This is a genomic window from Streptosporangium sp. NPDC003464, assembly GCF_053588315.1.
The window spans coordinates 1-15367 of record NZ_JBSFPS010000241.1; the positions used below are offsets into that span (position 1 = coordinate 1).

Consider the following 15367-nt stretch of genomic DNA (forward strand, 5'->3'; position numbering starts at 1 on the left):
GCTCCGGCCACCTCGGCATGTGTTCAGTCGGATCAGCGTGGCGAGGCCGAGCACCTCAGGTCCGCCGGGGAGCAGTCGTCGCCCCCGCGCAGGCCGCCACCGCCGAGCCCGCCACCCGCCTGGACCGTGCCGCCCTGCGCGAGGCGATCACCACGCGCCCGGGCGACGGCATCGCCGGCGTCGTGGCCGAGGTGCACAGGGACGGGCAGCGGTGGCGGGGCACGGCCGGGGACCTCGTCACCGGTAAGCGCATCAGCCGCGACGCTCATTTCCAGATCGGCAGCATCAGCAAGGCCATGGAGGCGGTGATCCTGCTCCAACTGTCCGCCGAGGGCCGGGTCGACCTGGACCAGAGCGTCCAGCACTACCTGCCCGGGCTGCTGCCGGAGGAACGGTTCAAGGAACCGATCAGCGTACGGCAGCTGCTCAACCACACCAGCGGCCTGCCCCAGGGCTTCGAGGGCGCCCCGGCCACCTGCCCAGGAGCAATGGCGAGCTGGTCGATGTCAACGTGCAGGGCGGGCTGCCCGCCAGCATGACCTCCACCACGGGCGGCCTGGACCGCTTCATCTCCGGCCTGTTCGACGGCCGGCTACTGCGCCCGGCACAGACCGCGGAGCTGTTCGCCGTGCCCAAGGGCGCCGACGGCAAGGCGCTGCCGTACGCCGACGACTCCATCTGCAGCACCGGCCCCGACAAGGGCACGGCCTGCTTCAGCGTCGGACTGATGTCCGTGCCGCTCACCGACGACTCAGCAACTCGCCGATGGGGTGCTCATACGACCCTCCGACACCGCGTGTTGATCAGTAAAGTGGGCTGTAAGGGTCATACCATTTCCTACAGTGGCGAATGATGCCGTAGTGGGATGCGAGGAGCACCTGAGGGCTCGTTGAGCACGCGGGAGTCCGGTCGCAAGCTCCGCTGCCCATCGAACTGTTTGTGTGCGAGGGATAAACGTGTCTACTGCTACAGCCTCAGTTGGACAGCGCATCAAGACCGCCCGCCGCCAGCGCGGCATCTCCCAGGCGGAACTTGCCCACCCCGAACTGTCGGACAGCTACGTCTCACTCATCGAGAGCGGCAAGCGGACCGCGACGCCCGCGGTCCTGGAACTGCTCGCCGAGAAACTCGAATGCTCCCTGTCATACCTGCTCAGCGGCGTGACAGCCGAGCAGCAGGAGGAGCTCGAACACAACCTGAGGCACGCCCGGCAGGCGCTGGACAGCGGCAGCGCGGCCGAGGCGCGCACCCGCTACGCCGCGCTGCTGGCCGACGACACGCTGGCGAGCTTCCCCCACATGCGCCAGGCCGCCGAGCTCGGCCTGGCCGACGCGCTGCAGAGCTGCGGCGACCTCGACGAGGCCGTCGTGCTGCTGACCCGGGTACGGCAGCGCGACGCGGCGCAGATGCCCGTCGAACTGTATGCGAGCATCACCTGCGCGCTGGCCGGCTGCCAGCGCCGGCGGGGCGACCTGACGGCGGCCGTGCAGGTGGCCGAGCAGCTCCTGGCCGGCGTGCGGCGGCCGGTCTGGAGCGAGGAGCTGATCCGGCTGGGCGCCGAGCTGCTCATCGCCTACGCCGAACGCGGCGACCTGCTGCGGGGCCGCCAGTTCCGCGGCGAGCTGCTGGCGGCCGCCGACCGCCTCGGCACCGCCGCGGCGCTCACCGTGGCGCACCAGGCGGCCGCGGTCCTGGCGGTGGAGACCGGACGCGGCGACGAGGCGCTGGCCCATGTCGAGCGGGCCATCGCCGCCCAGGCCGAGCTCGGCGACGCCGACCGGCTGGAGCGGCTGCACGGCGCCTACGCCCGGATCGCGCTCGGCGTGCAGCCCGCGGAGGCGGAGAAGTGGTACCGGCGGCTGGCCGGGGCGCACGCCGAGCTGACCGCCAGATCCGCCACCGCGGCGGAGACGGCCGACTGCACGGCGAACCTGATCCGCGCCGAGCTGCTGCTGGGCTCCGCCGAAGGGGCCAAGGAGCACCTGACGGCGCTGCTGGAGCAGATCGAGGGCCTGCCGCGCAATCTCCAGGCCGACGTCCACCTGCTGGCCGGGCAGGCGATGGCCGGCCTGGGACGGCGGCGCGAGGCGGTGCACGAACTGGCCGCGGTGGCCGCCTGGCTGGAGGAGGCGCCGGCCACCCGGCCGACCGCGCGGGCCTGGCTCACCGTCGCCCAGACGCTGCAGGCGCTCGGCGAGCCCGCCCACAGCGTCGCGGCCTACCAGCGGGCGCTGGCCTGCATCGGGCTGTGACCGCAGCCGGCTGACCGCGGCCGGGGCGGAGCGTGCCGTCGGCGTCGCCACCGGGGTTCACGGCGCAGCTGCGGGCTCTCGACCGGACGGAGCGACCGGACGCCCGACACGGCGGTGCGACCGGACGCCCGACACGGCGGTGGATCGGCGTGGTCCGCCGCCGTGTCCGGCGGAGGGTGTCAGGCGTCGAGAACCGCGAGGTCGAGCCGGCTGAGGCGATCCGGCTCCGCGATCACGTCGATCTCGGTGACCGCGCCCTCGACGATCGTGAAGCTGAGCACCAGGCGCAGCCGGCCGCCGGGGGCCATCGCGAGTCCGACCGCCCCGTCGATCGCCACCGGCCCGGTGAACCATGCCCGTTCCATGGCGGCCATCGCGCCCTTGGCCACGGGGTGGGCGCCGCGGACCACGACGGGTTCGAGCGTGGGGATGACCATCTTGTCGGCCCGGAGCACCACGTCGGGGTGGAGCAGGGCGACCAGCGCCTCGAAGTCCCCGCCGCGGGTGGCGGCCAGGAAGGCGTCGACGACCCGACGCCGGCGGGTCAGGTCGGCGCCGGGCGCCGGGGCGGCCCCTTTGACCCGGCGGCGGGCGCGGCTCGCGAGCTGCCTGGTCGCCTCCGGCGACCGCTCGAGCATCGGGGCGATCTCGTCGAAGGGCACGGCGAACATGTCGTGCAGCACGAAGGCGAGCCGCTCGGCCGGCGTCAGCGTGTCGAGCACCACCAGCAGCGCCACCCCGACCGAGTCGGCCATCAACGCCTCCCGCTCGGGATCGTCCCCGGACTCGGGACCGAGGGCCGGGTCGGACACCCGCGCGTCGATGGGCTCCTCGCGCCGATGCTCGCGCGAGCGCAGCATGTTCAGGCACACGCGCGCCACCACCGTGGTCAGCCAGGCGCCGAGGTTCTCCACGCCGCCGGTGTCGGCGCGGCTGAGTCTCAACCAGGCTTCCTGCACGGCGTCATCGGCCTCGCTGAGCGAGCCGAGCATCCGGTAGGCCACCGCTCGCAGCTGGGGCCGGTGCTCCTCGAAACGCTCTGTCAGCCATTCGCTTCCGTCCACCGTGTCACATTCCTTCGTCGCCGGGGTTCATCGCAGTAGATGTGCAGAACACCAGCCGAAGGTATCGGGAGCCCGGCTCCCGGACCGGACGAGGTGCCGGGGAGGCCACGGGCGGCGCCGGCCGTCGGCGGTCCTAGCCCGAGCAGAGCTGGGCGCGCAGGGTCTCGCCCGCCCAGCGCTCCCAGCGCTCACGCGGCCAGCCGCGCTCCCGCACGAACAGCAGGTACAGCTCGGGGCTGAGCAGGCCGTACAGCAGATCGGCGGCCTCCTCCACCGACATCTCCGCCCGTGCGCCCGGCTTGCCGACCAGCGCCTTGGCCGCCCCTCGCTGGACGACGTAACGCGGATCGACGTCGTGCGGCCACAGGGCGGCGACCTCGGGGTCGCTCGCGGAGGCGCCCTCCAGCACCCTGCCGATCGGCGCGACCCGTTCCAGGACCGATGTCGTGCCGGCGACGTAGGCGCGCAGCATGTCCTGCGCGGTGTCGGCGGCCAGCGCCGCGGCGTACCACGGCCGGTCCATCGTGGCCACCGGCTCGTCGTCACCCGCGATCGTGACATCGACCAGCTCCTTCAGCAGGGCGCGCTTGTTGCCGAAGACGAAGTAGATCGTCTGCACCGCGACCCCGGCCTTGTCGGCGACGTCCTGGAGATTCGTCGCGCCGTATCCGTCCCGCACGAACAGCTCCAGTGCCGCCGCGAGGATGCGCCGTCGCGTCTCCTTCGCCTTCTGCGCCCGCTTGTTCGTCCGCTTGACATCACTCATGGCTAGAGTCTATCTCTAGACTCAATTGCTAGAAGTCAACTCTAGAGAGAAGGTCCAATCATGTCGGTCATCAGCGTCACCCGATTCCAGGCCGATCCCGCCGACGCCGAGCAGGTCCGGGCCCGGCACGCCGCTCTGGTCTCCGCGACCAGGGCCACGCTGTCCGGCCTCACCGAGGCGCGCCTCGGCCGGCTCGGCGACGAGACGTGGGTCGGCGTCTGGCGCTGGGATTCGGCCGCCAGCCTGCGGGCGGCCCGCCAGGCACTGCCCGGCACCGCCGCGGCCGTCGCGGCGTTCGCGGTGGCCCGCGAGGTCACCGCGGAGGACATCGAGGTTCTCGACGAGCTCTGACCGCCCGCCCCGGCCCCGGAACCCGGGGCCGGGGTCCCCGAATCGAGGAGATGACATGATCGAGATCGACGCGTTGACGAAGGTGTACGGCTCGGCGCAGGTCCGGGCGGTCGACGAGGTGTCCCTGCGCATCGGCGCCGGATCGGTGTTCGGCTTCCTGGGGCCCAACGGCGCGGGCAAGACCACCACCATCAAGATGCTGGCCGGCCTGCTGACCCCCACCTCGGGCCGGGTCCGGCTGGGCGGCTTCGACGTGGCCCGGCAGCGCTCGGCCGCGATGGCGCAGTTCGGCGCCGTGCTGGAAGGCTCGCGCAACGTCTACTGGAGCCTGTCGGCCTGGCAGAACCTGATGTACTTCGGCAGGCTCAAAGGGCTGCGCAAGCACCGGGTCGCCGAGCGCGCCCAGAACCTGCTGACCGACCTCGGCCTGTGGGAACGGCGCCACGACAAGGTCGGCGGCTTCTCACGCGGCATGCAGCAGAAGGTCGCCATCGCCACCGCCCTGATCGCCGACCCGCCGATCGTGCTGCTGGACGAGCCGACGCTCGGCCTCGACGTCGAGGCCACCCGCACCGTCAAGAACTGGATCGCCGAGCAGGCCCGCGAGCTCGGCACCACCGTCCTGCTCACCACGCACCAGCTCGACGTGGCCCAGGAGCTGTGCGACCGGGTGGCCGTCATGCGCCAGGGACGGCTGGTCGCCGACCTGCCCACCCGTGACCTGCTGGACGGCTTCCGCGAACGGGATCGGTACGAGATCCGCGTCGAAGGCGAGGCGCCGCCGGGGTTCGACGGCGTCACACGCGAGGGCGTCACCACGATCAGCGTACGGGTGAGCGACCCGCGCGAGGTGTACGGCGTGGTCGAGCGGCTACGCGCCCAAGGGGCCGTCCTGGAGTCGCTGACCCAGGTGCGGCCCGACCTGGAGGATGTGTTCCTCGCGCTGGTGAGCGAGCCGTCCCATGCTTGACGTCCTGCGCGCCGAGATCGGCAAGGGCCTGCGGGTGCAGCTCGCCCACCCGGCAGGTCATGTGATCACGCTGCTGATCAGCACCATGATGTACCTCGGCCTGCAGTTCGTCCTGGGCCAGGGCGAGCTCCGCCAGGACCTGCTGCCGCAGACCCTGGTCGCGATCGGCGGCTACTGGTTCCTGCAGTACGCCGCCCTGGTGATGGTGGCCGACCTCATCGAGGAGAAACGCGCCGGCACCTTCGCCCAGGCCCAGATGACCACGGCGCCGCCGTGGCTGCCGATGCTCGGCCGGCTGATCACCGCCTCGGTGTTCGGGCTGGCGGTGGCCGTCGTCGCCTCCCTCGTCCCGATGCTGGTGGCCGGGATCGCGATCCCGCTGCGCTGGACGGCGCTGGTGCCTGTCCTGCTCCTGGGGGTCGATGTGCTGGCCTTCACCTTCCTGCTGGCCGCCCTAGCCCTGGTCTCCCCGATGATCGGCGCCCTGCAGTCGCTGTTCGCCTCGCTGGTGCTGCTGCTCAACGGCTCGTTCCTGCCGCTGGCCCTCTATCCCGACTGGCTGGCCGTGGTGGCCAGAGTCCTGCCCACCACGCTGGGCATCGAGGCGACCACCCAGACGCTGTTCGAGGGCCGGACCCTGGCCGAGGTCTGGAGCGGCGGCACCCTGCCCTGGCTGATCGCCCACACCCTCGTGCTCACCGCCGTCAGCGGCCTGCTGTTCGTCCGCAACCACCGCCGAGCTCTGCAGGAGTCCTCATGACCTTCGCCCGCGGATTCGCCGCAGAGGTCCGCAAGGGTCTGCTCAACCTCGCCGCCGGATGGCGCGAAACCCTTATCCAGATGATCACGTTTCCGCTGTTCTACCTGCTCATCGTGCTGTTCATGGGACGCGGGCAGCTCCGTGCCGAGCTGCTGCTGCCGGTGCTGCTCGGCATGATGGCGCTGACCTTCATCCATGAGCAGGTCAACCGGGTGTTCTGGAGCTATCTGGGTGACATCCAGTCCGGCGTGCTGGAACAGACCTACCTGACCCCGCTGCCCTCGGCCGCTAGCATCCTCGGCCGCCAGGTCGCCGCCGTGATCTCGGCCCTGCCCACCGCGCTGGCCGTCCTGGCCACCGGCGCCACCGCCATCGTCCTCCAGGGCGGGCGGGTGCCCTTCGACGCGCAGGTGATCGTGCCGCTGGCCGCCATCGCGGTGGGCACCTGCGGGCTGGCTCTCATCCTGTGCGGGCTGACTCTGGTGTTCAAGCGCATCGAGATCGTCACGCAACTGTCCGTGGCCGTCTACGCCATCGCCGGCGGCACCCTGGTCCCCCTGGCCGCCATGCCCGACCCCATCGCCCTCCTCAGCCGGCTGGTGGTCCCCATCGCGCCCGGCATCGAGGCCATGCGCGACATCCTGCTCGGCGGGCATTCCCTCGCCGCCCTCCCGACCGGCTTGGGCCTCGGCTGGCTGCTGGTCCAGCCGCTGCTCATCACGGCCGTCGGGGTGGTCCTGTTCAACCGGCTCGAACACCTCGCCCGACACCGCGGCACCCTCGGCCGCTACTAGGCCGGGGACCTGAACGGAGAAGGAGAACAACCGACGTGAACGCGTTCCTGTGGGTACTGCAGGCCGTCCTGACCGCCGTCTTCGGCCTGACCGGGATCATGCACGCCACTCAGCCCAAGGAGAGACTGCGCCCCATGGCGCCCTGGGTGGACGACCTCACCCTCACCCGGATCCGTCTGATCGGCGCGGCTGAACTTCTCGGCGCCCTCGGACTGCTCCTGCCAGCCCTCGCCGGCATCGCCTCGATCCTCACTCCGGTGGCCGCCACCGGCCTGGCCATCACCATGCTCGGCGCCGTCGCCACCCACGCCCGCCGCAAGGAGCCGGCGGCCATCGCCGTCAACGTGGTGCTGCTCGTGCCGGCCGCAGTCATCGCCTGGGGGCGCTTCGGCCCCTACGCTCTCTGACCCTCTGACCACCTGAACATCGCCAGGGCCGCCCCGCAGGCGGAAGGTGCCTCGGCGCCGGACGGCCCGCCGGGGAGAGCCCAGAACCGGGAGATCACCAATGACAACGGAGAGCGTGACCCTGCGCCCCGTCGGCCACCTCGTGGGCGGTCGCGGCGAGATGTACGAAGACGACTGGCACGACGTGCGATCCGTGATCCGGCTGGACGGCGGGTCCTTCACCGCCTCGGCGGTGCTCGGCCTGGAGCACTTCTCCCATCTGGAGGTCGTGTTCCTCTTCGACCGGATCGACCCGGCCGCGGTGCACAGCGAGCCCCGTCCCCCAAGGGGGAATCCGCAGGCGGCGCCGGTGGGGATCTTCGCCCACCGCGGGCCGTACCGCCCCAACCGCCTCGGCGTCTCCCGGTGCCGGCTGCTCGCCGTGGACGGCCTGGACCTGCACGTCGCCGACCTGGACGCGCTGTCGGGCTCACCGATCCTGGATGTGAAGCCCTACCTGGCCGAGTTCGCCCCCCGGACGCCGGTCACCCAGCCGGCCTGGGCCACCGAGCTCATGAGCCGCTATTACTGAGGCTCCCTCAGGCCGCTTGCCGTAGGACTCCTCGCCGGACCCGGGGCCTTCGCGGGACGTCCCCAGAGGTCGCCGGGACGGAGCCGGCCCCGAGCCGGCCGCCGGCGGCACCCAGGACTACGGGGGCGCGGCGGTGAGGATGGATTCGCCGGCCGAGGTGCGGGCGTACAGGACCGAACGGCCGGCCCGGTGGGCGCTGACCAGGCCCGCGTCGCGCAGCGCGGTGAGGTACTGGGACACCCCGGCCGGGGAGAGACCGGTCCGCTGGGCCAGCTCGGTGGTGGAGGCCGGGGCGTCCAGTTCGGCCAGCAGCAGGGTGCGCGAGCGGCCGAGCACGGCGGCGAGGGCGCCGGTGCCGGTGGTGGGCCGGGGTTCCCACAACGCGCCGATGCCGCGCGCCGGATAGGCGAGTTGCGGTGGGTCCGGCAGGGTCACCCGGGTGAGCGGGCCCGGTCCGGTGAAGGCCGAGGGGATCAGCAGCAGCCCTGCGCCCGCCGTCTTCCGGGACAGGGTCCGCTGCCGGCGGAGGAGCCGTAGCGTGTTGTCGTCCCAGCTCACCGAGGCGTGCAGATCGTTGAAGAGGTGGCCCGCGCCGTGCTCGGCGACCTGCCGGGCCCGGTGGAAGAGGTCGGCGTCGAGCACGGCCCGGATCCGCGCCCAGTAGGGGGCGAGCGCCAGCTCCCAGTAGGTCTCGATCTCTTCCGCGATCCGGGGCAGGTGGGCCTGCGGCTCGGCGTACAGGCTCCGCGAGCGGGGAACGAGCCGCCCCTGCTCGCGCCTCAGGCGGTCGAGGTCCTGGCGTACTTGGTCGACGGGGGCGGCCTGGATCCCGGCCAGTTCCTCCGCCAGCGTGGGGGCCGGCCCGGCGGGGGCCGGGTTGAGGAAGTCGGGGACGTAGCCCGAGGGCAGGATCAGCCCCGCGAGCCAGCCCCGGTCCAGTCCGGCGGCCGTCACCCGTGGCCGTACCTGTTCGAGCCAGAGCCGGTGCACGGGATGCGCGGAGCCGGAACTCAGCAGCCGGAAGCTGGTCCCGACCTCCCACATCGGTGAGACGGCGAACCGCATTTGCGCCAGATCGCTCGCCGAGAAGGCCAGCTCCGCCAGGAGGACCACTCCCCAGAATTCAGACATGCGTTAATCAATGGCGGCCACCCTACAGCGTGGAGACCATTCGGGCATGACTTCAGAGACGATCACCGCGGCGGCCTCAGGCACCTGGAAGCTCGGCGACCTGGCGGTCAACCGGCTCGGTTTCGGCGCGATGCGTCTGACGCAGCTCGGCGGGGCGTTCGCGGCAGACGCGGTCGCGAGCGACCGTGGCCGGGCGATCAGCGTGCTGCGCCGCGCGGTCGAGCTCGGTGTGAACCACATCGACACCGCCGCGTTCTACTTCTCGCCGCTGCGCTCCGCCAACGAGCTGATCAATCAGGCGCTGGCCCCCTACCCGGATGATCTCGTCATCACCACCAAGGTCGGACCGGGCCGGAGTCCGTCGGGTGAGTGGCTGCCCCATGCCACCCCCGAGCAACTGCGCGGCCAGGTCGAGGAGAACCTGCGCCAGCTCGGCCGTGACCACCTCGACGTGGTGAACCTGCGCATCCTCGGAACCGGTTCGATCGCCGAGCGTTTCGGCGCGCTGGCCCAGCTCCGCGACGCCGGGCTCATCCGCCACCTGGGCATCTCCAACGTCCGCCCCGAACACCTCGCCGAGGCCCAGGCCATCGCGCCGGTGGTCTGCGTGCAGAACCGGTACGGCATCGGCGTGGCGCCCGAGCAGGACGGGTTCCTGCGCACCTGCGGCGAGCAGGGTGTCGCGTTCGTACCGTTCTACTCGATCGCCGGCACCGGGGGCGAGAGGGGCGTGAGCGGTGCCGACGGCGACGAGGTGCTCGCCGTCGCGCGCGCGCACGGCGCGAGCCCGGCGCAGGTCCGGCTGGCGTGGACGCTGCACCGCGGACCCCACGTGCTGGCCATCCCCGGCACCGGCGACCCGGATCACCTGGTCGCGAACGTGGCCGCCGGCGCACTGCGCCTCTCCGAGGACGCACTGGCCACCCTGGACTCCCTCCACCGGGGCGGAGTGTGAGAATCCGGCCACCGCTGCCCGCCCGGCGTCTCGTCCGTGGGGAGTGTCAGCCGCCGGTGCAGGCGACGAGGCGCGGAGCGACCTCCTGTGTTGACCAACATAGAATAATATTGCCAGCACAGAGGGAGGTGGCGTGACAACACGACGAGAACAGACCAGTCACGAGAGCCGCGAACTGATCCTCACGGCGGCGGCGGAGCTGTTCGCGGAGAAGGGCTACCGGCAGACCACGTTCGCCGACGTGGCCGAGCGGTCACAGATCAGCAGGGGCTCGATCCCGTGGCACTTCGGCAGCAAGGAGGGCCTGCTGCTGGCCGTGCTCGAACGCTCGGTGGACCTGATCCGCAGCGGGTTCCCCGAGGACCCCGGCGCGGGGGCGGCGAGCTTCGACCACCTGCGGCAGGGCGCCGACGCGCTCATGCGGCTGCCCACCTCGAAGCTCTTCGTCACGCTCCTGGTGGAGGCGCTGGAGCCCGGCTCGCCGATCCACGGCCGCTACGTCGAGATCCACAACACGTTGCGCGAGCACTGCAGAAGGTGGCTGGAGCGCCTCCCGCTGCCCCCGGGCACCTCCGCCGAGACGCTGGCCGTCACCATGGTGGGCGCGGTGATAGGCATCCACCAGCAGTGGCTCCTCGCGCCCGACCGCATCGACCTGATGGAGGCGGTCGCCCCCCTGTGGCTGCTGGTGACCGGCGCGCCGCCGCGGCCGGTCCCGTAGCCGGCCGAGCGCCCGTTCGAGTGCCGCCGCGGCCGCGCCGCTCCTCCCCCGCCCGCCCGGTCTTCACCCTCCTGCTCCCGGCGTGCACGCCGAGGCGTTCCTCGACGGGCCGAGGCCCCGGCCCGGCCCGGCCCGGTAGCGAGCGGACCAGGCCCGGGTCCTCTCCCCCAAGGCGCGCCGGGGCCGTCAGTATCCGATGATCGTGGATCGGCGCACGGGGGTGGCACTCATCCGTACCAGCCCCGCGGCGAGGGCTTTCTGGCACAGCGCGCCCAACTGGACGACCGTGGGGGGATAGCCGGTGTGATTCATGCGCGCCGCGACCAGATCGGGCCGGATCACGGCCGAGTCCACCACGCCCTGCCCGTATCCGAGGAGGAAGGCACGCAGGTGACCAGGTGTCCCGGGCAGCCCGTCACGCCGCAACGTCGCCTCGATGTCGTCCATCTCCTGGGCGATGGCCTGCGACAGCGCGGGCTCGGCTGCGGCCTTGGCGAGAATCTCCCGCCCGTAGTGATGGTAGAGATGCTCAAGCGACGGGCCGGTCAGACTCCGGGTCATCCAGCGTGCTTTATGCCGTCGCATCGCCTGCGCCAGACGCAGTATCGCAACTGTCATGTCTACGTAGACGCCGGCCGCGGCCCCGATGACGGCCCGACACCTCAATCGTTATCACACAGCGTTGGTCGTCTTCGACGCGGAGACCGACGGGACGGCCGCGGTCCGTGACGCCCCGGCCCTGCCGTGACTCCCGCCTCTCAGGCTCGGTTGCCGTCGCCGACCGGATGTTTCGTCGTGGGATGGGCGCGCAGGTGTGCGCGTTCGCCCTGCTTGCCGAACAGGCTGAGGAACTCGACCGGTTCGGCACCGGTGGTGCCGAACCAGTGCGGTACGCGGGTGTCGAACTCGGCCGCTTCGCCGGGCGAGAGCACCAGATCGTGTTCACCGAGGACGAGCCGTAGCCGTCCGTTGAGGACGTAGAGCCATTCGTAGCCCTCGTGGGTCTGCAGCTCGGGTTCCCTCCGGCGGCTGTCGGCCGAGATCACGAGCTTGTACGCCTGGATGCCGCCGGCCCGGCGGGTCAGGGGCAGCATGGTCATGCCGTGCCGGGCGATCGGGCGCAGGTGGATGCGCGGATCTCCGGTGGGTGGGGCGTCGACGAGTTCGTCGAGCGTGACGCCGTGGGCTCTGGCCAGGGGGAGCAGCAGTTCGAGGGTCGGCCGGCGGGCGCCGGACTCCAGCCGGGACAGGGTGCTCACCGAGATGCCGGTCGCCGCCGAAAGGTCGGCCAGCGTGGTTTCGCGCTGCCGGCGCAGCGCGCGTAGCCGGGGTCCGACCGCGGTGAGCGCCTGGTCGAGATCGTGGTCCATGCCGCCAGTTTGCCAGATCGGCAACAGATTTTGCGAAAACGGCCGATGGGCCCGCATCCTCGTCGTGGAGGTGGTCACGGTGACCGATCAGCTGAGGAACAGCTATGACGTGGTGGTGTTCGGCGGAGGCGCCGCGGGTTTGAGCGGGGCGCTGACGCTGGCTCGGGCACGGCGGTCGGTGGTGGTGATCGACGCGGGCGCACCGCGCAACGCCCCGGCCGCGGGCGTGCACGGGCTGCTGGCCCGGGAGGGGGTCCGGCCGGCCGAGTTGCTGGAGCGCGGCCGGGCCGAGGTCCGCCACTACGGCGGTCACGTGGTGGCCGGGGAGATCGCCACGGCGGGCCGGGAGGCCGAGGGGTTCACCGCGGCGCTGGCCGACGGCCGGACGGTCCGTGCGCGCCGGCTGCTGGTGGCCACCGGGCTGGCCGACGAACTGCCGGACATACCTGGATTGCGGGCCCGATGGGGCCGGGACGTGCTGCACTGCCCGTACTGCCACGGTTGGGAGGCCCGTGACCAGGCCATCGGCGTGCTGGCGGGCGGGCCGATGGCGGTGCACCGGGCGTTGCTGTTCCGGCAGTGGAGCGCCGATGTCACGTTCTTCTCCCACACCATGCCGCCGCCGACCGACGAGGAGTCGGAGCAACTGGCCGCCCGCGGCATCAGCGTGGTGGAGGGCGAGGTGGCGTCCCTGGAGATCGTCGAGGACCGCCTGGCGGGGGTGCGGCTGAGCGACGGCACGGTGGTCAGCCGCGAGGCGCTGGCGGTCTCGCCGCGGATGGCGGCGCGCGCCGGATTCCTGGCGGCGCTCGGACTACGGCCGGCGGAACACCCGTCGGGGGCCGGTGAGCACATCCCCTCCGACGCGGCCGGCCGTACCGAGGTGCCCGGGGTGTGGGTCGCGGGCAACGTCACCGATCTGCTCGCCCAGGTCGGTGCCGCCGCGGCGGCGGGCGCTGCCGCGGCGGCCCAGATCAACGCCGACCTGGTCGCCGAGGACACCCGGCAGGCGGTCGACGCCTACCGGGCCCGTTCTCGGCCGAGTCCGGAGCGCGGGTCGGCGGACTGGTGACGGGCGAGCGCCGCCACGGCCGGTGAACCAAGGAGGCCGGCTGCAGAGCACGATCACTCCGTTCAAGGTGGGGCGCCGATAATGGGGCGGTGTCCAGTTGGGAAGCGGCCAAGCGGCGGATGTACGACGTGTTCGGGCACGTCCCGAGACCCGAGCACGCGGACGGCTGTCCACACTGCGTCGCGCCGGGTGAGGATCGGCCCCTCCTGGCAGGACCGGTCGGGTCGATCGAGGCCGCGGCGCTGGCCCGCTACGCCGCCAAGGCACTCAACACCTGGGGCGGTGTCGCCGAGTTCCGCTACTTTCTGCCGCGCCTGCTCGAATGCGCGGCCGCGGACGACTTCGGCTATCCCGATCCCGAGATCGTCTTCGGCAAGCTCACCTCCGCCGACTGGCGGGTCTGGCCGGAGGAGGAGCGCGACGCCGTAGCGGGGTTCCTGGGCGAGTGGTGGCACGAGACGCTGCGCCGTCATCCCGTCCGCCCCTCGATCGACACGGTGGTGTGCGCCCTGGCCGCCACCGGCATGGATCTCGCGCCCTGCCTGGAGATCTGGAGCAGGCTCGACACCGACGCCGCGATCAACCACCTGCACGACTTCGTGCTGACCGGACTGTCGGGCAAGCGCCTGACCAACGCCTTCTGGGACCGCCACAGCCCCGCCTACCAGCAGACTCTCACCTGGCTCACCGGCGGGCCGGCCGCTGCCGCCGTCGAGGCCGCCTTCGCCGCGCAGACGCGGGAGCCCCTGCTCGAACTGCTCGCCGAGATCCACCCGGCCCTGCTCCCGCCGCATGGGGATGGCTGAACATCCCCATGGAGGTTTCCGAGGGCCCGGAGATGACCGTTCTCCCGGGGTGAAGCGGCCCTGCGCCCGGCCCGGCAGGAGGATCCCGGCACAGGTGAGCGGGCAGCCCCTCCCCCGCCCCGGTGAGGGGCCGGTTCCACGGCGGGAGGGGCCGGGGTGAGCGTGGCGCGCGGCGGCCCGACCCGGGGGAACTGCGGGAGACTGGGCAGGTGACAATCGAGAACGCCCGTCCAGGTCCGCCGGAGACCAGCCCTTCCATCGTGCTGCTCACGCTGGCGCACCGGATCGAGTCCGAGCTCGGCGCCGCCCTCGCACCGCTCGGGTTGACGGTCAGCAGGTTCGGCCTGCTCGGGCACATCTCCGGCGTGCCCGGCGCATCGTTCAGCGATCTGGCGCGGATGTCCGGGATCACCGTCCAGAGCGTCCATACGGCGGTGAAGGCGCTGTCCGGCGCCGGGCTCGTCCGCGACAACACCGCCCGCGCCGGGTCCGCCTCGACCATCGAGATCACGCCCGAGGGCGCCCGTCTGATGCGGGAGGCGATGAAGGCCGTGGCCGGGGTCGACGAGCGGCTGTTCGGCCCGGACGCCGACCCGATCCAGCGCCAGGTCGCCGACGCCGTACACGCCGCGTTCGAGGGGCGCCCCCGGCTCTGACCTGACGGGCGGGACGCCCCGGACGGCGAGGGCGCCACGCCTCCTCTCGCAACCTTCAGACACACTGAAGCATCTGTTAAGCTTCAGCGTGCCTGAAGGTTGCGAGAGGAGAACCTGTGGAAGGTCTGCTGCTGTCCGTGCACGTACTCGCCGGCATCGTGTTCGTCGGAGGCTCGGCCGTCGCGACGAGCCTGTTCCCCCGCTACGCCCCGGTCACCACGGAGGTCGCGGCGGGCCAGGCCACCGCGGGAGCACCCGTCGCCCCCCAGCCGCCGGCCTCGGGAGACCGCAACCGGGCCGTCGCCGTCGCACTGCACCGCATCACCCGCGGCTACGGCCTCCTCGGCATCGCCGTACCCGTCGCGGGAATCACTCTGGCCCTCGTCCAGGGCCGGATGGGCGAGATCTGGATCACCGTCTCCATGGTCCTCACCGCCGGCGCGGGCGGGCTGCTCGCCCTGCACATCTGTCCGCGCCAGCGCGACGCCCTCGCCGACCCCGACGACGGCGGACGGCTGCGCACCCTGAGCATGCTCGCCGGAATCTACAACCTGCTGTGGGCGACCGTCGTGGTCCTCATGATCGTCCGCCCGGGAGCGTACACGTGAGCGTCATCCCGGCACGTGAACCGGACAGCCCGCGTCGCGCCCGGAAACGGCCGGGCGACGCCTCGGCTCCGGCGCCTCCTCGACGGCCCGCGGACTCCCGCGACGCCGCCGTC

The 15367-nt window shown here is 72.0% G+C and carries 20 protein-coding genes; 15 read left to right on the top strand and 5 right to left on the bottom strand.

Features of this window, described 5'->3' with window-relative positions; genetic code table 11:
- From ACWDS7_RS37375 to ACWDS7_RS37385, 3 genes are all read left to right on the top strand, one after another.
- Positions 1 to 539 (top strand): serine hydrolase domain-containing protein (locus ACWDS7_RS37375; protein ID WP_451933099.1); only part of this gene is annotated, 539 nt, incomplete at its 5' end.
- Positions 536 to 853 (top strand): hypothetical protein, encoded by a 318-nt coding sequence (locus ACWDS7_RS37380; RefSeq protein ID WP_451933100.1) that lies wholly within the window; start codon positions 536 to 538, stop codon positions 851 to 853. The genes ACWDS7_RS37375 and ACWDS7_RS37380, both read left to right, overlap by 4 nt.
- Positions 854 to 956: 103 nt before the next feature.
- Entirely contained in the window at positions 957 to 2252 is a 1296-nt protein-coding gene (locus ACWDS7_RS37385; RefSeq protein WP_451933101.1) for a helix-turn-helix domain-containing protein, read from the top strand.
- Between the two features lie 179 nt (positions 2253 to 2431).
- Here the strand turns inward: ACWDS7_RS37385 and ACWDS7_RS37390 are convergent, their stop codons facing one another.
- Together ACWDS7_RS37390 and ACWDS7_RS37395 are read right to left on the bottom strand one after the other, a co-directional pair.
- Complete coding sequence (locus ACWDS7_RS37390; RefSeq protein WP_451933102.1) at positions 2432 to 3316, bottom strand: sigma-70 family RNA polymerase sigma factor; 885 nt, start codon at positions 3314 to 3316, stop codon at positions 2432 to 2434.
- A gap of 133 nt (positions 3317 to 3449) precedes the next feature.
- Positions 3450 to 4082, bottom strand: coding sequence for a TetR/AcrR family transcriptional regulator (locus ACWDS7_RS37395; protein ID WP_451933103.1), 633 nt, complete (start codon positions 4080 to 4082; stop codon positions 3450 to 3452).
- A 60-nt stretch (positions 4083 to 4142) separates the two neighbouring features.
- On the opposite strand from ACWDS7_RS37395, the gene ACWDS7_RS37400 reads away from it, so the two are divergent.
- The 6 genes from ACWDS7_RS37400 to ACWDS7_RS37425 all read left to right on the top strand — a co-directional run bounded on the left by ACWDS7_RS37400 (position 4143) and on the right by ACWDS7_RS37425 (position 7935).
- On the top strand, positions 4143 to 4433 hold the full coding sequence (locus tag ACWDS7_RS37400; RefSeq protein ID WP_306869393.1) for an antibiotic biosynthesis monooxygenase: 291 nt from the start codon (positions 4143 to 4145) through the stop codon (positions 4431 to 4433).
- A gap of 55 nt (positions 4434 to 4488) precedes the next feature.
- On the top strand, positions 4489 to 5403 hold the full coding sequence (locus ACWDS7_RS37405) for an ATP-binding cassette domain-containing protein (protein WP_451933104.1): 915 nt from the start codon (positions 4489 to 4491) through the stop codon (positions 5401 to 5403).
- A complete protein-coding gene (locus ACWDS7_RS37410; RefSeq protein WP_451933105.1) occupies positions 5396 to 6163 on the top strand; it encodes an ABC transporter permease in 768 nt (255 codons plus the stop codon). The genes ACWDS7_RS37405 and ACWDS7_RS37410 overlap by 8 nt, the downstream gene beginning before the upstream one ends.
- Complete coding sequence (locus ACWDS7_RS37415) at positions 6160 to 6957, top strand: ABC transporter permease (RefSeq protein WP_451933106.1); 798 nt, start codon at positions 6160 to 6162, stop codon at positions 6955 to 6957. The genes ACWDS7_RS37410 and ACWDS7_RS37415 overlap by 4 nt, the downstream gene beginning before the upstream one ends.
- A gap of 35 nt (positions 6958 to 6992) precedes the next feature.
- Positions 6993 to 7364, top strand: coding sequence for a DoxX family protein (locus tag ACWDS7_RS37420; protein ID WP_451933107.1), 372 nt, complete (start codon positions 6993 to 6995; stop codon positions 7362 to 7364).
- Positions 7365 to 7464: 100 nt separating this feature from the next.
- Positions 7465 to 7935 (top strand): SAM-dependent methyltransferase, encoded by a 471-nt coding sequence (locus ACWDS7_RS37425; protein WP_451933108.1) that lies wholly within the window; start codon positions 7465 to 7467, stop codon positions 7933 to 7935.
- 117 nt (positions 7936 to 8052) lie between these two features.
- Here the strand turns inward: ACWDS7_RS37425 and ACWDS7_RS37430 are convergent, their stop codons facing one another.
- On the bottom strand, positions 8053 to 9066 hold the full coding sequence (locus ACWDS7_RS37430) for an ArsR family transcriptional regulator (protein ID WP_451933109.1): 1014 nt from the start codon (positions 9064 to 9066) through the stop codon (positions 8053 to 8055).
- A gap of 46 nt (positions 9067 to 9112) precedes the next feature.
- On the opposite strand from ACWDS7_RS37430, the gene ACWDS7_RS37435 reads away from it, so the two are divergent.
- Entirely contained in the window at positions 9113 to 10021 is a 909-nt protein-coding gene (locus ACWDS7_RS37435) for an aldo/keto reductase (protein ID WP_451933110.1), read from the top strand.
- 133 nt (positions 10022 to 10154) lie between these two features.
- Entirely contained in the window at positions 10155 to 10742 is a 588-nt protein-coding gene (locus ACWDS7_RS37440) for a TetR family transcriptional regulator (RefSeq protein ID WP_451933111.1), read from the top strand.
- Positions 10743 to 10928: 186 nt separating this feature from the next.
- Here the strand turns inward: ACWDS7_RS37440 and ACWDS7_RS37445 are convergent, their stop codons facing one another.
- Both ACWDS7_RS37445 and ACWDS7_RS37450 read right to left on the bottom strand, forming a co-directional pair.
- On the bottom strand, positions 10929 to 11303 hold the full coding sequence (locus tag ACWDS7_RS37445) for a hypothetical protein (RefSeq protein WP_451933112.1): 375 nt from the start codon (positions 11301 to 11303) through the stop codon (positions 10929 to 10931).
- A gap of 197 nt (positions 11304 to 11500) precedes the next feature.
- A complete protein-coding gene (locus tag ACWDS7_RS37450; protein ID WP_451933113.1) occupies positions 11501 to 12112 on the bottom strand; it encodes a helix-turn-helix domain-containing protein in 612 nt (203 codons plus the stop codon).
- Positions 12113 to 12191: 79 nt separating this feature from the next.
- Here ACWDS7_RS37450 and ACWDS7_RS37455 point away from each other — a divergent pair, with 79 nt between their 5' ends.
- The 4 genes from ACWDS7_RS37455 (at position 12192) to ACWDS7_RS37470 (ending at position 15254) form a co-directional block, all read left to right on the top strand.
- Positions 12192 to 13184: an NAD(P)/FAD-dependent oxidoreductase gene (locus tag ACWDS7_RS37455; protein WP_451933114.1), complete on the top strand. Its 993-nt coding sequence runs from the start codon at positions 12192 to 12194 to the stop codon at positions 13182 to 13184.
- 89 nt (positions 13185 to 13273) lie between these two features.
- Positions 13274 to 13990 carry a hypothetical protein gene (locus ACWDS7_RS37460; protein WP_451933115.1) on the top strand — a complete coding sequence of 239 codons (717 nt, stop codon included), beginning with the start codon at positions 13274 to 13276 and terminating at the stop codon, positions 13988 to 13990.
- 209 nt (positions 13991 to 14199) lie between these two features.
- Positions 14200 to 14646, top strand: a complete 447-nt coding sequence (locus ACWDS7_RS37465; protein ID WP_306869359.1) for a MarR family winged helix-turn-helix transcriptional regulator — start codon at positions 14200 to 14202, stop codon at positions 14644 to 14646.
- Between the two features lie 116 nt (positions 14647 to 14762).
- Complete coding sequence (locus tag ACWDS7_RS37470) at positions 14763 to 15254, top strand: hypothetical protein (RefSeq protein WP_451933116.1); 492 nt, start codon at positions 14763 to 14765, stop codon at positions 15252 to 15254.
- Positions 15255 to 15367 lie beyond the last annotated feature (113 nt).

Excerpts from the sequence above, each read along its gene's own strand:
- ACWDS7_RS37380 (WP_451933100.1), top strand. The coding sequence starts at position 536 with ATGACCTCCACCACGGGCGGCCTGGACCGCTTCATCTCCGGCCTGTTC.
- ACWDS7_RS37395 (WP_451933103.1), bottom strand. The coding sequence starts at position 4,082 with ATGAGTGATGTCAAGCGGACGAACAAGCGGGCGCAGAAGGCGAAGGAG.
- ACWDS7_RS37400 (WP_306869393.1), top strand. The coding sequence starts at position 4,143 with ATGTCGGTCATCAGCGTCACCCGATTCCAGGCCGATCCCGCCGACGCC.
- ACWDS7_RS37405 (WP_451933104.1), top strand. The coding sequence starts at position 4,489 with ATGATCGAGATCGACGCGTTGACGAAGGTGTACGGCTCGGCGCAGGTC.
- ACWDS7_RS37410 (WP_451933105.1), top strand. The coding sequence starts at position 5,396 with ATGCTTGACGTCCTGCGCGCCGAGATCGGCAAGGGCCTGCGGGTGCAG.
- ACWDS7_RS37415 (WP_451933106.1), top strand. The coding sequence starts at position 6,160 with ATGACCTTCGCCCGCGGATTCGCCGCAGAGGTCCGCAAGGGTCTGCTC.
- ACWDS7_RS37425 (WP_451933108.1), top strand. The coding sequence starts at position 7,465 with ATGACAACGGAGAGCGTGACCCTGCGCCCCGTCGGCCACCTCGTGGGC.
- ACWDS7_RS37430 (WP_451933109.1), bottom strand. The coding sequence starts at position 9,066 with ATGTCTGAATTCTGGGGAGTGGTCCTCCTGGCGGAGCTGGCCTTCTCG.
- ACWDS7_RS37435 (WP_451933110.1), top strand. The coding sequence starts at position 9,113 with ATGACTTCAGAGACGATCACCGCGGCGGCCTCAGGCACCTGGAAGCTC.
- ACWDS7_RS37445 (WP_451933112.1), bottom strand. The coding sequence starts at position 11,303 with ATGACCCGGAGTCTGACCGGCCCGTCGCTTGAGCATCTCTACCATCAC.
- ACWDS7_RS37450 (WP_451933113.1), bottom strand. The coding sequence starts at position 12,112 with ATGGACCACGATCTCGACCAGGCGCTCACCGCGGTCGGACCCCGGCTA.